Here is a 19420-nt window from a genome sequence, read left to right as displayed (position 1 = left end):
GGAGAGAACATGGCTACTTCGCTGAAGAAGCTGGCAGCAGGAATCGCAGCTGCTGCAATTGCAGTGAGCGGTTTTGCGCTTGGATTAGGCACAGCAAACGCTGCAAACGCTGCAGGAACTATTACCCTTACTAACACCAACGGTGATGCTGCTGCACACACCTATAAGGCATACTTGGTAGCGCCGTACAACGATGATTACAAGGCGTCTAGCAGCAATGCACAGTACGTGGATATTGATACTTTCGGCTATGGTACTGTAGCTCAGGCTGACGCTGTAGTCGCAGCATTGAAGGCTGCGGGTGTTGACACTGCTACAACTGGCACAGTCAGCAAGGATTTGGAAAAGCTGACTACTTCTAGTGCAACAACACCATGGGGCTATACTGCTGGCACTAGCACTGCAACCGCTGCAGAACGCAAGTTTGCAGACGCGCTCGCTGCAAGCAGCGCATTTACTAGCGGCGTAAAACCAGTAACACTGACTGCAGGTAGCGCCACTTCGGTAGATCCAGCAGGTTTATACTTAGTGCTGGATACTTTGGACAATACTAAGTCTGTAAACCCAGCTTCTACACAGTCCGTGCCAATGCTGGTACCATCCACTATTGGTACATACAAAGGTCTTGTCAATGCAGAAGGTGAAACCACCGATATTAAGGGTGATATCACCTTGAAGAATACTACTGTGCCAGTCACTAAGCAGGTAGTAGAAACTAACGGTACTACCCCAGATAACACTCCTTCTTACAATATTGGCGACACTGTAAAGTTTGAGCTCACCACCACCATTCCAGACTATGCTGGTTACGATAAAGATCCTACTCTTCTTGGTGAGAACGCTCGCGTATTGAAGCTTATCGATACTTTCCAGCAGAACAAGAGTGGCAAGATTCCATTCAGCAATCCTGCGGTTGAAAGCGCTAAAATTGGAGCTACAACTCTTGTTCCCGATACTGATTACACAGTAACCCCTGCTGATAATGGCGCAACAATCGACTTCGGAAAGCTTGTTAACGGTGCTGACGGCGCAAATACCACTTGGAAGACCGGCGACGTTATCACTGTAGTGCTTACTGCTACTCTTAACAAGGACGCTTTTGTAACCGACACTGCAAACGCATCAGCAGATCCTAAGACTGGTTGCGATACTAACGGTAACTGCAATGGTGTTGAAGTAGAATTCACCAACAGCCAGAAGCATGAAAAAAGCAAGGTTAAGGGCCCAGACGTTAACGTCTACTCCTTTAAGCTTGGTGTTAAGAAGCAGTACAAGGTAGATCAGACGGCTTTGCAGAATGCTCAGTTCGTTATTTCCGATGGCACCAACTACTTGACCTATGATGCTACTGCAGGAGACTGGGACACCGTGTCAGCACAGCCAACCAGCAGCCCAATTGATACCACTGCAACTTTTAATAAGACTACCAAGAATGCAGATGGCGTATTTGCCACAGATGATAAAGGTACTATCTCCTTCAACGGCTTGAAGGCCGGTACCTACACGGTTAAGGAAATTGCAGCACCAAACGGCTATTATCAGAATGCTCTGCCATCATTCACAGTGACTATTGGCGAAACCTACACTAATGACACAACGAACAAGGCAGAAACCAGCAACTCTGGTGATGACTGGCTGACCGAGCTCACCTACAACTACGACACCGATGCAGCAAACGGTTTGGTCACCGCAACAGCTAACAACTCCACAGTAACCGTGGACAACGTGAAGTCCTTCACTGAGCTGCCAAAGACCGGTGCTGCTGGCATCGCACTCTTCACCGTATTCGGTGTAGCAGTACTTGGTGCAGCAGGCTTCTTCGGGATTCGCGCTCGCAAGGCTGCCAAGCAGATTGCTCAAGGTGCATAACTTGGCGTAACCCAAAGATGTACCTCATATACTTACCCCTGAGTAAGCAGGTGTAATTCACCCCAACCATTACACCTGATATCGTGTTGGCCCATGTACCCTGATGGGCCAACACTTCTTTATATATAATGCTTTCCTTGTTGAAGCTATAACTGCCAATGCTGCAAAACGAGCATGTTGCAAAACGAGCATGTTGCGAAATCGCACCTATTGCAAACCACACACACTACACTCCACAGTGCATGCCACAATTCTTGCACAATATGACGCTAAAGAGGAACTATGAGTGAGCCTGACCCCGAATCACGAAGTCGTGCATTACGTAGAGCACAACGTCAAGCTCGCATATTTACTGCACTTACTGTTGTGCTCGCTATTATTGGCATCAGTGCTATCTGCTATCCCTTTGTGCTACAAACAATAGATAGCTTCCGGCAAGCTTCGCGCAGCCAGCAGATCAATCAACAAGTTTCTCATTGGCCTACAGCACAAGTACGTGCTGCCTTACAAGCTGCCCATGACTATAATGCTCAACTTGCCCAGCAAGGACAAGCAGTGATTGGCGAAAATGTGGACCCCTTTACCTCACAGGCTGGGCAATCTACTACAAAGCCAGATGAAGATCTTGCTTCAAGCAAAGACGCTGCCTATATGTCGCTACTCAATGAATCTTATGACGGGATTATGGGCAGTGTGGAAATACCAAAAATCTCCTTAAACCTGCCTATTTATCATGGTACTGGCACCAATGCGCTCAATCGCGGCGCGGGGCATTTATATGGCACTTCACTACCAGTAGGTGGTAAGAATACACATACCGTGCTTTCTGGGCATCGCGGCATGGTAGAGGCCTTAATGTTCACCAGAATTGATGAACTGCAATCAGGTGATAATGTCTATATCCATGTGCTCGGTACTACACTGGGATACCAAATTGACTCTATTCGGGTGATTTTGCCCACAGAAGGCGAGCAGTATTTGCGTGTAGTACCAGGGCAAGACCGCATCACTTTGCTGACTTGTACACCATATGGTGTGAATACTCATCGCTTGCTTGTTTCAGGGCATCGCGTAGCTATTCCAAGTCAAGCGCCATACCCGCAAGATGCGCAGCAAGATATGCGCATGATATTGGTGCGTATTGCACTGCTCACGGTGCTGGGCGCTGCTATAACCTGCCTGATAGTGCGGTCTCTCATGCGCTGTAAGCCTCGCCGCAGTGGCACAGTACAGCGTATGCATCATGTGCAGGAATGCTAAGCAACACAGGAATGCTAAGCTAGTGCAAGAACGCTAAGCAACACGAGCACGTACACAAGTGCTGCACCTATGACGATCCGAAAAACTAAGGCGAATCCACAGTGCAGATTCGCCTCGCCACTATTCGTTCGCACAGTTTGTATATTGCAACTTGTATCTTGCAACCAACTATGCAAACGCATGCAAACGCATATTAGTTTAATTTGGCTCGGATGAGCTTAGTTGCTTGTCACAATCGTGTAGCTGCCATCGCTATTTTTAATAACCTGGCTAACTGTAGCATTACCAGAATTTGGTCCCTTAATAGAGTAGCTTACTGACTTACTATCAAGGATTTTCTTAGCCTTATCAAGACTCTGCCCAGTAATGCCGAATGTATCATTATTCGCCTGAGTAGTCAGGGTAATAGTCGAGCCCTTCGCAGCTTGACCGCTCTGTGGATCTTGAGCAGTCACCTCGGCATTATCATCGCTGCTTGAACCCTCAGCAACCTGAACATTAAAGCCCTTCAACGCATTACGAGCTTCGCCAAGCGTCAAACCTACTACCGATGGTACATTCAACTGCTCCACGCCGGTAGAAACATACAACGTTACCTGAGCATTCTGCTCCACCTGTGTGCCTTCGCCAGGCTCTACACGGGTTACTTTGCCTTTTTCTACAGAATCAGATGATTCCTCACGTACTACAGGCGTCAAACCAGCATCATGCAAACGTTGTAATGCTTCATCCTGAGTCAAACCAGCAAGACCGCCGGGGACTTCTGTCATACCAGAAGAAATATAAATCGTAATGGTCGATCCCTTAATTTGCTCGGTAGATGCTGCAGGATCAGTGCGTGTAACCATGTCCTTTTCTACATCGCCACTGTTTTCCACTTTGGCAGTGCCATTAACCTTAAAACCAAGATCTTCCAGCTTCTTGCGAGCCTCGTCTTGTGTAGCGCCTTTCAAATCAGGAATAGCTACGCGCTTAGGACCAGAAGAGAACCACACGGTCACTGTAGAACCCTTCTTTGCTTGCTCGCCACCTTTAGGGCTCTGCTTGGTGAAAGTACCTCGATCTTCGCTGGAATTGTTATCTTCTGCAGTCTTACACACGAAACCAGCATCTTCAATCTTAGAACATGCCTGATCTTTGCTCATAGCTGCGCTAATTGTTGGCACTGTTGCCATTGGCTCAATACCGCCACGGCTGGCAAACCAAATACCCAAACCAGCCGCGATCACAGCTAGCACTGCAACAACACTGGCAATAATAATACGGTTCCGCTTTTTCTTCTTAGCAGCCTCTTTTCGCTGCTCAGAACGGCTCAACTCCTGAGGCTGCTCAACAGGAACTTCCTCAGCAAACTGCTCCAAAGGATTGGAAGGATCAACGCCAGTAATAGGAGCCATAGCTGCTGTAGCTGCTGCATCAACAGGCTGCTGCACGCGAGTTTTTGGCAAATCCTGCAATGCATTATACTGTGCTGCAGTTGGCGTGCCGCCGCGCATCATAGTCATAATGTCATTGCGGAATTCCGTAGCAGTTGTGTACCGATTCTGGCGATCTTTAGCCATAGCTTTAGCGCAAATAGAATCCCACATACGTGGCAGTCCTGGCACAATAGCGCTTGGAGGAGTAGCAATTTCTGTCACGTGCTGATAAGCAATAGCAACAGCGGAATCACCAGTAAATGGAGGACGACCAGTAAGCATTTCATAGAGCACGCAGCCTGCAGAATACAAATCTGAGCGCATATCCACGTTTTCACCGCGCGCCTGCTCAGGGGAAAGATACTGAGCAGTACCAACCACGCCCTGTGCTTGCGTCATCGTTGCGGCAGAATCATCAAGTGCGCGAGCAATGCCAAAGTCCATCACTTTGACCATGCCTTGCTCGTTAATCATAATATTACCGGGCTTAATATCACGGTGGATAATACCCATGCGATGCGAATACTCAAGAGCGCTCAGCACGCCAAGCATAACCTGCTGCGCATCTTGCACACTCAAAGCGCCATGCTCTTTCAAAATATCGCGTAGTGTGCGACCTTGTACATACTCCATTACCAGATACGGCACGCTAACATTTCGCCCTGCATCATCTCGAATAGTTTCCTCACCAGAATCGTAAATAGAGACGATATTCGCATTATTCATTTGTGCGACAGCGTGTGCTTCGCGGTGGAAGCGGCTAATAAAAATGCTGTCGCTGGCTAGGTCGGCACGCATAATCTTAATAGCAACTGTTCTGCCAAGGCGTGTGTCGGTGCCAACATGGACTTCTGCCATGCCGCCATGTCCAATGAGATTGCCGACAGTGTACCGTCCGCCAGCCAGTGTTGCTGGAATAAACATGCTCATCGTGCTGCTCCCTCTGTGCCGTCTGAATTCGGTGACTGTACGTTTTCTTCAATATGGAGTTCTTCGTGATGCCCACTAATAGCGCTTGGTGCATCATCACTGACATCAAAAATTGGTGTGACTGATGGAATAGACGCGCTGTATGCTGCTGCCGTCTGTGCAATATCTACTGCTGAAAGAGCAGGTTGGTCATCAACAACATTACTCAACCATGCTGCGTCCTGATTGTCAGATTCGTTTGAATTGCTCTTGTCTAAATTGCCAAAATCACTAGGAGTATTAGGCTTGCTATATGGGGCAGATTCAGCGTCGGATTGATTAGATGCCTCATCGTGAGCAATTGGTTGTTCAGATACTGCTACAGCTGGCTGTGCAATATTTGGCTGCGCTATAACAGGTTGTGCAATGTCAGGTTGTGCTATAGCTGGCTCGGCAATATTGGGCTGAGCCACAACTGGCTGCGCTGCACTTGGCTGGCTGCTTTGTCGTTGTGCCCAATCCCGTGCGGAAAGCAAAGTCAAAGGCTTATACGGCTTACTCATAATACGGCGAACCGGCTTGACTGCCAACGTTTGCGAAATTGGCTCCGGCGCCTCCTGATCAAGCAAACGTCGTTCAATTTTTGCCAGAGTACTTGAAACTACCAGCGCATCTTTTGGACGATCCAGCGGATCTTTAGCAAGCATCGTCATCACAAATTCGCGTAACTGCCAATCTAAGTTCTCTGGCAAACTTGGCACCGGATCATTAACATGCGCCGCAGCAATATCGACAGCAGTAGCTCCTGTGAACGGGCGATGTCCACACAAGCCTTCATACGCGACCACACCAAGCGCATAAATATCAGATTGCGGGGTAGCCTGCTCACCCTGCGCCTGCTCTGGGGAAATATATTGCGCAGTACCCACAACCATGCCATCTTGCGTGATTTGCGCCTGATTCGTGGAATACGAAACACCAAAATCAGTAATTTTTACTTCGCCAGTGCTGCTCACCATAATATTGGCAGGTTTCACATCGCGGTGAATCACCCCATGAGAGTGGGCAACATACAACCCGCGTGCAGTCTGAATCAAAATAGGCAACAGGCGAGTAGGAGGAATTGCTCCCTCAGCACGATACACATCAGCAAGGGATTGACTATCGACAAACTCCATAATCAAAAAGCCGATGCCATCATGCTCATAGTAGTCAAATAATGCCGCAATATTAGGATGTGCTAAATTGGCGGAATTATGTGCTTCTGCCCGCAACCGTCGCAATTGAGATGCATCGGCACTGACATCAGCGCGCAAAGCCTTAATCGCTACAGGGCGCTGTAATTCGATATCGTAGCCTTTCCAGACTTCACCCATACCGCCCTGTGCTAGGCGCTGATCAAGCCGGTACCGGCGATTGATTAACTGTCCTTCAACCAGTTTCATTGTTTAAGCGCCTCCTGCATTATTCGTTGCATCATGGGTCCAGCTACTTGGAATCCATACGATGTCACATCATGCACCATTACTGATACAACAATCTTAGGATTATCCGCGGGAGCAAACCCAGTAATCCAAGCATTATAAGAATTCCCGTCACCTATTTGTGCTGTACCTGTTTTACCAGCTACACTGATACCGGCAATTTGTAGTTGTGGTGTCTCTTCTTTAATCATAGCCTGCATCATCTGATTCAGACTTTGTGCCGTCTGCTCAGAAAATGGGTGTGAGAACACCGATGGAGAAGTTTGCGAAATTACTGATAAGTCACTAGCACGCACACGGTCGACTAATGTTGGCTGCATCATAGTACCTCCATTAGCGACGGCTGATGTGATCATGGCATTCAACAACGGCGTTTCTGTAACATCACCCTGACCAAACGCAGCTAATCCTAAACGATCAGGAGATGCGTTACTAGGGAATTTCGAAGCGGTGGCTTCAATAGCATTATTAGATGCAGGTGAGCCATCAATCACAATAGTAGAACCAAAACCAAGCTGTTGAGCTTGCTTGGACATCGCATCAGCGCCGAGTGCAATACCAATTTGTGCAAAAGCGGTATTAGAAGAAGTTACAAAAGCTTGCTGCAATGTCATTGAGCCATTGGTACCATTAGCAGCTACAGAACTATTAGTAATTTGTGTTTGCGTGCCGGGTAGCGTAAATGTAGCACCTGCTGGAACTACAGAATCTGTATGATATTTGCCACTTTCAAGCGCTGCTGCAGCAGTAATAATTTTGAATGTAGAACCTGGCGAATACAGCTCGTTCGTGGCATGATTGAGCATAGGATTGCCATCGGCAGTAGCTAATTGCTGATATGCTTGTGAAGCTTCTTTAGTGGAGTGCTTTGCCAAGGTATTTGGGTCATAGCTTGGTGTGCTTGCCATTGCTAAAATACGACCGGTGGAAGGCTCCATGGCTACAATAGCACCATTATAACCGCCATCGCCAAGCAACTGCATCGCAAGCGTTTGCAATTTAGCATCAATAGAAGTTTCAATAGTGGCACCCTGATCTGCTTCACCGGTAAAAGTTGCCTTTAATTTAGAAAGCCATAGTGAATCATTCTCACCGCTTAACAGCGAATTACGCGAAGCCTCAATGCCACGATCTGCACGCTGAGCAATTGAGAAAAAGCCGGTAATAGGAGCATATGTAGCACCATTGGGATACACGCGCTGATACGAGAATGCATCATTAGAGGGGTCGCTGCGAGCCAGTACAGTACCGTCAGAAGCTACAATAAGTCCACGAGGAGCACCAAACTCATGGTAGAGTGCACGTATATTGCGGGAGTCACTATTCAATGAGTTCGAGGCAAATGTCATAATGGCGGTAGTAGAGATAGCTAATACCACAAATAGCGCAATAACGGCATTAAATAAATGGCGAAGTGACTGGTTCACTGTTCATCACCTGCCTGCTCTTGAGCTGACTGTACTTGACCTGCCTGTGGTTGAATTGTCTGTGTCTCCGTTGCCTGTGACTGGTCTGTCTGTGATTGGTCTGGCTGTGGCTGTGCTGCCGCATCTTGAAGTATTGGCATAGTTGCTGTGGAAGGGAATTCAGTCATTTCAGCAGTATCTGTAGACGCAATATTACGGTGAGTATCAGATGTCTGAATAGTTGTTTGAGTAGTCGCTTGGGAGAGCTGCTCTGCTGGTACCGTAATAGCAAGACTGCGTGCCTTACGAGAGTGCTTAGCTTGCAACGCTGCCTTTTGTGCCTTTTCTTTCTCCTTTTCACGCAATGCTAACATTGCTGCATACTGGAATGTATCGCTTTGTACATCAGCATCTGGCTTATTAGCAGTATTAGAAACTACTAAAAGCAACGCCATCAGCATATAGTTAGCAATCAAACTCGAGCCACCAGAAGCAATATATGGCAAAGTTAAACCAGTTAATGGAATTACCAAAGTAATACCACCAACAACAGTAAATACTTGGAATGCCATGGTAAAGACTAAGCCGGAAGCAAGTAATTTTCCAAAACCATCACTATTGCGTAATGCAATCAGCAAACCAGAAGTAATAATTACCAAATACAGAGCAAGAATAGCAAATAACCCAACTAAACCAAGCTCTTCACCAAGAGACGTGTAAATATAATCAGACTGCGACAGCGGGGTAACCGTCGGATGCCCCTGACCCAGACCCGTGCCAACTAAACCGCCAGTAGCCAAGCCAAATACACCCTGCACCAGCTGCATAGAGCCGCCAATAGCGTTATACACTTGCGGGTCGAAAGCATGCAACCACGCATGAACGCGGTTACCAACATGAGCAAAAATAGTAGAAGCAGCAATCGCGCCAATAACGAAGAACAGTCCGCCTAATGCAATCCAGCTTTTGCGACCAGTTGCCACATACAACATGGATACGAACATGGCGAAAAACATAAGCGACGTACCCAAATCATGCTGAATAACCAGCACGCCCATGCACACTGCCCACACGACCAAAATAGGGCCTAAATCGCGCAAACGAGGCAAATGCATAGAACCAATGCGCTTACCGCCAACGGCAAGCTGATCACGATGATCAAACAAATACGCGGCAAAGAAAATAGCCAAAAAGAGCTTAGCAAATTCAGCTGGCTGCAGCGAATGAGATCCAATATGAATCCAGATGCGAGCACCATACATCTCCATACCGAGACCTGGAACCATAGGAGAAAGCAGCAAAACTAAGCCAATAACCATACAAATATATGCAAACCTTCGCAGCATACGGTAGTCGCGCAGTACCGTTACTAGCACGGTGCATAATGCCAACGCTATGCATGCCCAAACCAGCTGCTGTGTGCCAAATGAGGTATCACCATTTTGATGATCAATGCGCGCAATCATAGTAATGCCTACGCCAGTGAGCAAAACGACGCAGGGTAGAATGCTTTGCGAAGCAAACGGTTGCATATGGCTTAGTACGGACCAAAATACTACGCATAAGGCAAAAGCTACAGAAAGCAGCAACACATAGCGCATAGGCATAGCGTTCTCAAGGCGCATAAACATTTGGAACATACCAAGAAAAACGATACCTGCTGCGAAAAGCAGAAGCAGAAGTTGACGAAGTCGCTGCATAATCATGCCTGCGGCTCCTTTGCGGTGTCAGATTCGCTTTTCTTATCGTCACTTTGTTCTGTGCCGCCAAACTGCCCACTGCCGTCAGAGGCACTGGTATCAGATGACTTATTCTGAGTATTTTGGCTCTTACGCATTTTCTGGGCTTCATCACGAATTTGCTCAGTATGTTCTATAGCATCATCATAAGAGTCAGCAATAATGCCCTTTTCAAGCTGTTCTTGCCAAGAGCTTGGAAGATTCTTGACAGTAATAGTCGTTTTCTTAACCTCATGAGAAAGACGAAGCCCAAAAACATCAGTTGGTACGCCTTGATAAATAGCCACCACGCCATCGGCTTGTCCCACGTAATACTGCTGCTGAGACCAACGCCAGCCCAATGCACCTGCAATCGTAGCGCCAATCGCCACAATAAGCATGATAACGGCGATAATGGTGCGCGCCCTGAAATGAATTTTGCGCTTCTGACGTACTGTTTCGCGCTGCTGATCGCGAATAGCATCAGCCACCTCAGGATCATGAGGATCGCGCGAGACGGTGCCATCGCTTTTATGCACTACTGGAATTTCACCAGTAATTGGCGTATCAGTCTCCTCGTGAGCATCCGCTACAGCAGTAGGGGTGGCAACCATAGGCACCGCATGATTGGTATCTGCCTGAATACTTTTAGCCAATTGTGATGCGCGTTGTGCTGGATTGGCGGCTTCAACAAGCTCAGGAGCTTGCATAACATGAGCTTGCAAACTTTCTGCAATGCTTTGCAAGCTTTGTACTACTGCGCCACCAAGGAGCAGCACACTATCCTCATTTTGTTCAGATTCACGATGTATGCCTAATGGGGTAACGGCATCAGCAATCACAGCTGTTACATTATCAGTGCTTCCGGCACGTAGCGCCATACTCACGAGAAGTTGAGCACATTGCTCAGGGTCAGCAACATCACGTAACTGCTCTTCAATAGTGGCATCTTCAAGCACCCCGCACAAGCCGTCTGAACACAATAACCAGCGGTCAGCAGGGGCAGCAGAACGAATAGAAATATCAGGCGTTGGATCAATATCAAAATCACCAAGCACTCGCATAACCACATTGCGCTTAGGATGATTCTTGCCCTCAGCCTCGCTAATGCGCCCAGTATCGATCAAATGCTGCACATAGCTATGGTCTTTAGTGACGCGAATAAGCCGACCGTCACGTAGCAAATAAGCACGAGAATCGCCAATATGCGCCAAAATCCACGTATTCTTGACTAGGGATATTGCGGTAACCGTCGTACCCATGCCTGCCAGTTTAGGATTCTGCGTTGCTTGACCGACAATAGCATCATGCGCTGCATAAATAGAACGCTGCATCATCGTAGCAACAGATTCCACAGAGCGTGACGCATCATCCAGTTCGATATGAGCAAGTGAACGAATAGCAATAGTGGAAGCAGTATCGCCGCCAGCATGACCGCCCATACCGTCACATACTGCAGCTAAATGATGGCCTGCAAACGAAGAATCTTGATTATTATGTCGTACATAACCGGTATCAGACACGGTTGTTGAATACATGACAAGCTGGTGTTCAGCTGCTGTTTGCGTCGCCGGTCGCGGTTGTTGGATTGGCTGCGTCTCAGATTGTGCTACGTCTCCTGACTGGGGCGACTGTGCTGATGTCAAACGATTATCGTCAGTCATAATCACCTCAATTCTAACGTAGTAGCACCAATGCGTACTGGCACACGAGCAGGGAGCACAATTGCTCCGCGCAAAGTATTACCACCAACTACCGTGCCGTTGGTGCTATGCAAATCTTCAATAGCCCACTGCTGCGTTGTCTCATCAAAATAAATACGCGCATGATGCGAAGAGACAAATTCATCATCAAGCACCACAGTATTACTCGGAGCTCTACCAAGAGTAAGCTGCTCGCCTTGTAATGGCACAGTAGTACCTGCAAGAGGTCCGTCAATAATAACCAGCAGTGTTGGAATATCAGGCGCGCCAGCACCTAAGTTAGATTGGCCGGTAGCTTGCATGCTAGTAGAGTTTGATGCTGCACTATTGCGCTTTGCATTCACGCGCACAGGGGTAGGAGCTGGTGCTTGAGCTGCTTGGCGAGCCAGGCGCTCACGTTTACGGTGTTTTTTTGATGGGCGCGGGCTCAAAGTAATCACATCATTGTGCAATGAGCGTACTGCCAGCCATACAAACAGCCATAATAGCGCCAAAAAGCCATATTTAAGAATAGAAAATGTCAGCTCTGTCATCGTTCTTCCAAGCAGATTGCGTGCTTGCCTTCGCCTTAATCCTGAGGTTCGGAGGACGCCCAGAACAAAATACGAGTGCGACCAATTGTAATAGTATTACCGTTTACTAATGTGGCTGCTGGCACTTGATGGCCTTCTACATACGTGCCATTGGTAGAGTGTAAATCACGTGCAATAACGCCAGTATCAGTAATATCAATTTCCAAGTGGCTACGAGAAATACCAGGATCATCAATAACAATGTCGCAGTTCGAGCCACGACCAAGAATTGTTTTTGCCGCTGTAAGCAGGTACTGACGACCATTGATTTCTAATACTGGGCAATCTTTGGTCTCACTTGGAGTAGTCACAGGGGCAGCATTACCTTGTACTGATTCGCTGGTGAGCTTGTATTCACCGCGAGGCAGATCTAAATCCTCTTCAAAAATCACTACTACAGGACCGACAAAAGCATAATGCTGGCTTTCTGCATACTTAGTTAAGTTATCAGCAAGTTCATTAGCTAAAGTCTCTGAACCCCACTGATCGATGCGATCAAAGTCCGGCGTGGAGAGCTTAAAACGGTATTCGTTAGGAGCAACAGTGCGGTCGCGATCTACTGGCATTGCTTGAGCATTGATTTCACGCTCAAGTGCGCTGGATAAGTCAACAGGCTGCAAATCTTTAGATCCGAACTTCCCGAAGATGTCGTTGACAGCGCCTTCAATTTTCTTCTCAAATTTATCGAGAACGCTCATGATCATCCCTTTCTCACAATCCGCTCTATCCTATGCATTCTGTAGGCAGAATGTGGTGCAGCGTTACGTATCGTTGCAAATTCTTCAAGCAAACACGAATACACTTATGCTTGACTTCAAAGTACTGCCATTATTTTACTCATAACTCATCACATATATGCGCATATAAGCAAGAAAATAATGGATTTGCACAATTTAATCATATGCATTGACACGGTAATGAGCAGCGTCTGTCAGTCTGTGTAATTTTTCGTGCAGTATTGCAATCGTTGCGTTTGAAGAAACAATGCCGATGTCATTGAGCTGCTGCCAAGAGACCCACCCACTATGTACATGCTCATCAGTATCTGGCTTGCGTGTCGTAGTGCTCCAATGTTGCAAATGAATCACCATAATATTGGCAATTTCATTGCTCATGCCTTCAGAAGAATAGGTTTGTACAACATCATCAATATATATCGAATCTCCAAGAGGCATACTGGTATCTGCCACAATGCCGGTTTCTTCGCGTAACTCACGCAGTGCCGCGCGGTGAGGCAGCTCGCCATCTTCCATAATGCCAGCAGGCAAGCCGAATACATAAGCATGAGGTCCTACTCGGTATTCGCGCTCGACAAGGTAGGTATCGTGCGTACAATCATGTACTAGCATTACCACGCAAGGGTTATGCACCATAACTTGGCGGCGGATAGTTAGTGCAGAGCCATCAACCGCTGTCAGCTTGATAAAACGATCTTCAACGTTAAATACTGCGCCCTGATAGGTTACTGGTGAAGTCAGTACGCGCGGCGGCACAGACATATCCACACTGTCATGAGCATCTGTTGATAAGTCTGGGCACTCTTGTTGGATTTTGTACTCTTGCTGCTCCACGTACTCTGCGCGGTCTGTATAATCTGAATAATATTGGTCTTGATGCATAACTACACCCACTCGCTATGCGCGCTACTTAGTTTGGGCAATAGTTTGCTCTACCAAGGCTGGCAAAGCATCCTGAATTGGCTCGCGAATCAGTTTTTGCGCCAAAGAGTCATAGGCAGTAGCACCCATATTCATAATGGTAATAGGTATGCCAAGTTGTGCAGCAAAAGGCACTAATGACGCAGCAGGATGTACTTCCAGAGTGGAGCCAACCACCCACAATGCGCTCGATTCACTAATACGCTGCATCGCCTTATCCATCGCGCCCTCAGGTAAAGACTCACCAAAGTATGTGACATCTGTTTTCAGCAAACCATTGCATGGCATATTGCCTTTGAATGGCAGTTTACGATGACAATGCGGATCAGGCTCCTGATCGAGATTATTCATAATGTCAGCAGTATCGTATTGCGCATGACATGTCATGCAGTGACTTGTACCAATAGTGCCATGCAAATTCACAATTACATCGCTACTATTACCAGCTTTTTCATGCAAGGCATCAAAATTTTGCGTAGCAAGCACACTTAGTAGCCCAGCTTGCTCCAGCATAACGAGTGCTTTATGAGCCACGCCAGGGCGCGCACCCCACACCGGTGATTCTTTTTGCCAGCGCCACGAATACTCACGAGCCTCCTGATCTGTCATAAACGACATAATGTCATACACATTCATCTGCTCAGGATGCTTCGTCCACACGCCATCGGGACCGCGAAAATCTGGAATACCAGCACTTGTTGAAATACCGGCACCGGTGAGTACTGCAATCTTGCCCATATACACTCCTCTCTGATGAACTGCGGTTGCGTGAGTTTATACGTATTTAATTATGTCTAGTTATGATGTTGTGCATTAAATGCCGACATATGATTAACAAAAACATCTAACTGCGCGATCAGCTCATCACTCCAACGGTCAAATTCAGGATCAGCCTGTTGATACTCAGGATGGTTCAAAATATAGTCTACGCATTCGCGAACACCTTGATCAAAGCGTGTGCGAGTAGCAAATTGTGGTACCAAACGCTGTAATTTTGTAGTATCAAATACCACGGAAACAGCCTTATCGCCAGTAAGTGAGCCAGTAAAATCATACTGAGGGCCAGCAGCAGCAAGCATTTGCGAACTGACATGTACTAGTTGAGGAGTTACGCCAAGAGCCGCACCAATGCATGAGTAAATCTGATCCCATGTCAAGGTTTCATTGCCCATAATTTGCACAGCCTCACCAATGGCATGCGTATTTGCCATAAGACCCACAAAACCAACAGCAAAATCACGTGCATGCGTCAGTGTCCACAGCGAACTACCATCGCCGTGCACAATTACCGGTTTGTCTTCTAACATTCGCTGTGCTACTTGCCAAGAACCTTGCGCACCGTGCACACCAAGTGGCAGTGAACGGCGATCATATGTATGGCTCGGTCGCACAATAGTCACAGGGAAACTGAGTTTGCGATAGGCTTCCATAAGCACGCGCTCGCACTCAATTTTCTGCTGCGAATACTGCCAATACGGGTTAGCTAATGTAGTACCCTCACTAATGATGTAGGAACGGGCAGGCTTAGCATATGCCGAAGCAGAACTGACAAAAATATATTGTGAAGTTTTACCAAGAAAAAGACGAATATCGCGCTCAACCTGCTCGTGAGTGAACGCTACAAATTCCGCTACACAATCCACGTGCTGTAATTCACGGTGAGAGGTGAGCAGTTCGCGCATCTCTGGCTCGTCATTTACATCGCATACCAGTGAGCGTGCTCCTAGCTCGACAAGTTCTCGCAATTCTGGGGTATCAGTACCGCGGTTAATTAAAGTTACTTGCCAGCCTTGCTGGAGTAGCTCATGTGTAACTGACGTACTAATAGTCCCAGTTCCGCCAATAAGTACAGCGTGCATTACAGCTCCTTTGCTTATCTACCGGTACACATCATAGTGCACGGCGCAACAAATACTCGATATACGCTCATTTTTGAGATGCCTTTGCTCATATGTGCTCATACGCGAGAAATTACTGCATAAGCTGCTGTGTGTAAAAGTTAAATAACAAAAGCTATATGACAAAGCTATATGACAAATTGTGCTTACAAATTGACAAGTTATCCAGCGCAATATGCCAACATACAGTATTAAGTTGCAAATGTAACCTTATAAAAACCTTGAAATTACAGCAGTTTTAGCTTGTAAGAGAGTGCAAATTTGTTGTGTAAAAGCCCAAAAGTGAACACAAACAACTTTCCTATAATAAAACCATACATGTTTCACAGCAGACGTGAAAACACTGGAAATAGTGGTATTGCGCGTGCAAGGATGCTCATGCACATGTGCTCAATATTGCTGGATTCGGTGTGTGAAGTTCAAGGAGAGAACTTCGACATGACGTCATATCCAAGGGAGGAACCGTCATGCTCAGTATTAACATGAGTGACGTAATTGCGGTGGTGAAATCCATCATGCCGCAGTTAATCACAATTGGCGTAGTATTGTTGCTCGCGCTTATTGTGACTTTTGCAGTCAACAAGAAGACTGTATCTAGCAAAGCAAATCGCAAGATGATCCACTCGCAATCATGGATTGTTTTCCTTATTGCAGCTGTAGTTGCCATCGTGATGATGGTTACTGGTCCACTGTCTACACTGATTAGCAATGCAACTGCACCAAAGTACATGCTTTCTGAAGCCACGGTGAAGAAGGCAAACGATCTGGCTAAGAATATCCAGCGCGAAGGTGTGACTTTGCTGGAAAATAATGACCAGAACTTGCCTTTAGCTAATAAGAAGGTCAATGTGTTTGGCTGGGGTTCAACTAACCCAATTTATGGCGGTACTGGTTCTGGTTCTATGTCTGATCAGTATCCAACCGTTTCTCTGCTCGACGGCATGAAAGAAGCGGGACTTGAAACTAACAAGGATTTGAGCGCTTTGTACACCAAGTATCGTGCAGATCGCCCAGTTGTTGGTATGTTCCAGCAGGATTGGACACTTCCAGAACTTCCAGCTGCTCAGTATCCAGCAGACGCCATGGATAAGGCTAAGTCTTTCTCTGATGAAGCAGTTATTGTCATCTCCCGATCTGGTGGTGAGGGCGCTGATTTGCCAACTAATATGAAGGCAAAGGGCATTACATATACCGACAATTCCAAGGATTATCCAGACTTCCAAGATGGTGAACACTTCCTGCAATTGAGCAAGACCGAGCAGGATATGGTTGATTTGGTTACCAAGAACTTCAATAAGGTAACCTTGGTATACAACGGTGCTAACGCATTTGATTTGAACTTTGTCAGCAACTATCCACAGATTAAGTCCGTAGTGTGGTGCCCTCCAGCAGGCCAGACTGGCTTCTCCGCACTTGGTGAGATTTTGGCAGGTAAGGTCAATCCTTCCGGTAAGACATCTGACACCTTCGTGCGTGATTTGAAGAAGACGCCAACTTGGAATAACTTTGGCGACTTCAAGTACGATAACGTTGAGGACTTGGCATTCAAGTACAACATGTTCGGCACTGACATTACAGCAAGCCCAACCTTTATCAACTACACCGACAATATTTATGTTGGCTATAAGTTCTATGAGACTGCTGCTAACGAAGGTTTGATTAACTATAACGATACCGTGCGTTACCCATTTGGCTATGGTCTGTCTTACACCAAGTTTGATCAGAAGATGGGTGATGTCAGCTACGATAACGGTAAAGTTTCTACTACTGTCACGGTCACCAACACTGGAGATGTGGCTGGTAAAGACGCTGTAGAAATCTATTACAACCCTCCATACACCAACGGTGGTATTGAGAAAGCATCCAAGAACTTGGTAGCTTTTGAAAAGACCAAGGAATTGAAGCCTGGTGAATCTCAAGACATCAAGATTGAGTTCAATGACGATGCTATGGCCTCCTACGATGACCAGAATGCCAAGGCATGGGTGCTGGAGCAAGGCGATTACCAGATTAGTTTGCAATCTGATTCTCATAATGTGATTGCCAGCGCAACCGTGAATGTGCCACAAACTATCACCTATAACTCTGATAGCAAGACCCACAATGGCGATAAGACTGTAGCAACCAACCAGTTTGATGATGCTCGCGGTGATGTTACATACTTGAGCCGTAAGGATCACTTCGCCAACTACGATCAGGCTACTGCAAAGCCAGCAACCTTGAATATGTCTAAGGAAGCTAAGGCAGCATTTATCAACAACGATAACTACGATCCAAAGAAGTTCGATAAGTCTGACGATAAGATGCCAACCACTGGCGCTAAGAATGGCGTACGCTTGGCTGATTTGACAGGCAAAGACTATGACGACCCTCAGTGGGATAAGCTCCTTGACGAGCTTACCTTCGATGAGATGGACGATATTATTGCTAATGGCGGTTACGGTAATGCTGCTATCACCTCCATCGGCAAGATCAAGCTCACTGATGTGGATGGTCCTGCTTCATTGAACAACAACTTCACCAAGGTTGGCTCTATCGGCTTCCCAGCAGCAACCACTTTTGCTTGCACTTGGAACCGCGATTTGGCTAAGCAATTTGGTGACATGATTGGTCAGATGGCACACGAAATGCATGTCACTGGTTGGTATGCTCCAGCAATGAATATTCATCGCTCTGCATTCGCAGGTCGTAACTTCGAGTACTACTCAGAAGATGGTTTGCTCTCTGGCGTGATGGCTTCCAACGCTATTGCTGGCGCTCGCGACCACGGTGTGTACTCCTTCATGAAGCACTTCGCTTTGAATGATCAGGAAACCAACCGTAACGTTATGCTCAACACTTGGGCAAGCGAACAGTCCATCCGCGAAATCTACTTGAAGCCATTCGAAATGTCTGTCAAGCAGGGTGGCGCACAGGCTGTGATGAGTGCCTTCAACTACATTGGTACCACTTATGCTGGCGCTTATGCACCATTGCTCAATAATGTATTGCGCGATGAATGGGGCTTCCGCGGCATGGTCTTGACTGATTACTTCGCAGGCTACGGCTACCAGAACGCTGATCAGATTATCCGCGGTGGCGGCGATATGATGTTGGCAACTACTAAGGTCACTAACCACGTCACCGATCAGTCCAAAACATCGGTAAAGGCAATGCGTACTGCAGCTCACAATATCCTTTACACAGCAGCTAACAGCTGGATGTATCAGGATGGCGAGCCAAAGGTGCCAACCCCAGTGTACAAGACTATTACTTATGTAGTCATTGGTCTGGCAGCGGTACTTGTGGCACTGTTTGAAGCCCTTGCTATTACACGCTTCTTGAAGCGCCGCAAGGAAGAAAAAGCAGCTGCAGTTGCTGCTAAGTAGTTTGCTGGTTTCACCTTACAGTTCGCAGCATCAATGCTGTAGAGCGATAGTTAAACAATAATTGAAAATGGTGAAGGCGCATGGTTTATGGCTGTGCGCCTTTACTGTATGTGCAGAGGGTGTATGCCATAAGGTGCCGTTTATGCCAGTACCGTTA

General features: G+C 46.9%; 12 protein-coding genes and 1 pseudogene. 3 read left to right on the top strand and 10 right to left on the bottom strand.

The window, feature by feature from the left end; genetic code table 11:
* Nucleotides 1-9: 9 nt before the first annotated feature.
* Together IEU85_RS08380 and IEU85_RS08375 are read left to right on the top strand one after the other, a co-directional pair.
* A complete protein-coding gene (locus IEU85_RS08380; RefSeq protein WP_188355810.1) occupies nucleotides 10-1869 on the top strand; it encodes a SpaA isopeptide-forming pilin-related protein in 1860 nt (619 codons plus the stop codon).
* Nucleotides 1870-2151: 282 nt separating this feature from the next.
* Nucleotides 2152-3129 carry a class C sortase gene (locus tag IEU85_RS08375; protein WP_188355809.1) on the top strand — a complete coding sequence of 326 codons (978 nt, stop codon included), beginning with the start codon at nucleotides 2152-2154 and terminating at the stop codon, nucleotides 3127-3129.
* 218 nt (nucleotides 3130-3347) lie between these two features.
* Here the strand turns inward: IEU85_RS08375 and pknB are convergent, their stop codons facing one another.
* From pknB to IEU85_RS08325, 10 genes and pseudogenes are all read right to left on the bottom strand, one after another.
* Nucleotides 3348-5477: a Stk1 family PASTA domain-containing Ser/Thr kinase gene (gene pknB, locus IEU85_RS08370; protein WP_188355808.1), complete on the bottom strand. Its 2130-nt coding sequence runs from the start codon at nucleotides 5475-5477 to the stop codon at nucleotides 3348-3350.
* 592 nt (nucleotides 5478-6069) lie between these two features.
* Nucleotides 6070-6901 (bottom strand): annotated as a pseudogene (locus tag IEU85_RS08365) (serine/threonine-protein kinase); the annotation flags it as partial.
* Nucleotides 6898-8367, bottom strand: coding sequence for a peptidoglycan D,D-transpeptidase FtsI family protein (locus IEU85_RS08360; protein ID WP_188355807.1), 1470 nt, complete (start codon nucleotides 8365-8367; stop codon nucleotides 6898-6900). The pseudogene IEU85_RS08365 and the gene IEU85_RS08360, both read right to left, overlap by 4 nt.
* Nucleotides 8364-10052, bottom strand: coding sequence for an FtsW/RodA/SpoVE family cell cycle protein (locus IEU85_RS08355; protein ID WP_188355806.1), 1689 nt, complete (start codon nucleotides 10050-10052; stop codon nucleotides 8364-8366). The genes IEU85_RS08360 and IEU85_RS08355 overlap by 4 nt, the downstream gene beginning before the upstream one ends.
* Nucleotides 10049-11728, bottom strand: coding sequence for a PP2C family protein-serine/threonine phosphatase (locus IEU85_RS08350; protein WP_308469307.1), 1680 nt, complete (start codon nucleotides 11726-11728; stop codon nucleotides 10049-10051). The genes IEU85_RS08355 and IEU85_RS08350 overlap by 4 nt, the downstream gene beginning before the upstream one ends.
* A gap of 2 nt (nucleotides 11729-11730) precedes the next feature.
* Complete coding sequence (locus IEU85_RS08345) at nucleotides 11731-12300, bottom strand: FHA domain-containing protein FhaB/FipA (protein WP_188355805.1); 570 nt, start codon at nucleotides 12298-12300, stop codon at nucleotides 11731-11733.
* A gap of 35 nt (nucleotides 12301-12335) precedes the next feature.
* Nucleotides 12336-13037: an FHA domain-containing protein gene (locus tag IEU85_RS08340; RefSeq protein WP_188355804.1), complete on the bottom strand. Its 702-nt coding sequence runs from the start codon at nucleotides 13035-13037 to the stop codon at nucleotides 12336-12338.
* A 195-nt stretch (nucleotides 13038-13232) separates the two neighbouring features.
* Nucleotides 13233-13958: an NUDIX hydrolase gene (locus IEU85_RS08335; protein WP_188355803.1), complete on the bottom strand. Its 726-nt coding sequence runs from the start codon at nucleotides 13956-13958 to the stop codon at nucleotides 13233-13235.
* Nucleotides 13959-13982: 24 nt separating this feature from the next.
* On the bottom strand, nucleotides 13983-14735 hold the full coding sequence (locus IEU85_RS08330; protein ID WP_188355802.1) for an SIR2 family NAD-dependent protein deacylase: 753 nt from the start codon (nucleotides 14733-14735) through the stop codon (nucleotides 13983-13985).
* A gap of 56 nt (nucleotides 14736-14791) precedes the next feature.
* On the bottom strand, nucleotides 14792-15856 hold the full coding sequence (locus tag IEU85_RS08325) for an NAD-dependent epimerase/dehydratase family protein (protein ID WP_188355801.1): 1065 nt from the start codon (nucleotides 15854-15856) through the stop codon (nucleotides 14792-14794).
* Nucleotides 15857-16362: 506 nt separating this feature from the next.
* Here IEU85_RS08325 and IEU85_RS08320 point away from each other — a divergent pair.
* Nucleotides 16363-19263 (top strand): glycoside hydrolase family 3 protein, encoded by a 2901-nt coding sequence (locus IEU85_RS08320; RefSeq protein ID WP_188355800.1) that lies wholly within the window; start codon nucleotides 16363-16365, stop codon nucleotides 19261-19263.
* Nucleotides 19264-19420: the final 157 nt, after the last annotated feature.

Source organism: Galliscardovia ingluviei (genome assembly GCF_014635685.1).
GTDB classification, from domain to species: domain Bacteria; phylum Actinomycetota; class Actinomycetes; order Actinomycetales; family Bifidobacteriaceae; genus Galliscardovia; species Galliscardovia ingluviei.
The sequence above is the reverse complement of the archived record's forward strand: the minus strand, read 5'-3'. Positions and strand labels throughout refer to the sequence as shown.

What these genes read in the sequence shown, in the direction of transcription:
- IEU85_RS08380 (WP_188355810.1), top strand. Translation starts at nt 10, where the DNA reads ATGGCTACTTCGCTGAAGAAGCTGGCAGCAGGAATCGCAGCTGCTGCA.
- IEU85_RS08375 (WP_188355809.1), top strand. Translation starts at nt 2,152, where the DNA reads ATGAGTGAGCCTGACCCCGAATCACGAAGTCGTGCATTACGTAGAGCA.
- pknB (WP_188355808.1), bottom strand. Translation starts at nt 5,477, where the DNA reads ATGAGCATGTTTATTCCAGCAACACTGGCTGGCGGACGGTACACTGTC.
- IEU85_RS08355 (WP_188355806.1), bottom strand. Translation starts at nt 10,052, where the DNA reads ATGATTATGCAGCGACTTCGTCAACTTCTGCTTCTGCTTTTCGCAGCA.
- IEU85_RS08350 (WP_308469307.1), bottom strand. Translation starts at nt 11,728, where the DNA reads ATGACTGACGATAATCGTTTGACATCAGCACAGTCGCCCCAGTCAGGA.
- IEU85_RS08345 (WP_188355805.1), bottom strand. Translation starts at nt 12,300, where the DNA reads ATGACAGAGCTGACATTTTCTATTCTTAAATATGGCTTTTTGGCGCTA.
- IEU85_RS08340 (WP_188355804.1), bottom strand. Translation starts at nt 13,037, where the DNA reads ATGAGCGTTCTCGATAAATTTGAGAAGAAAATTGAAGGCGCTGTCAAC.
- IEU85_RS08335 (WP_188355803.1), bottom strand. Translation starts at nt 13,958, where the DNA reads ATGCATCAAGACCAATATTATTCAGATTATACAGACCGCGCAGAGTAC.
- IEU85_RS08330 (WP_188355802.1), bottom strand. Translation starts at nt 14,735, where the DNA reads ATGGGCAAGATTGCAGTACTCACCGGTGCCGGTATTTCAACAAGTGCT.
- IEU85_RS08325 (WP_188355801.1), bottom strand. Translation starts at nt 15,856, where the DNA reads ATGCACGCTGTACTTATTGGCGGAACTGGGACTATTAGTACGTCAGTT.
- IEU85_RS08320 (WP_188355800.1), top strand. Translation starts at nt 16,363, where the DNA reads ATGCTCAGTATTAACATGAGTGACGTAATTGCGGTGGTGAAATCCATC.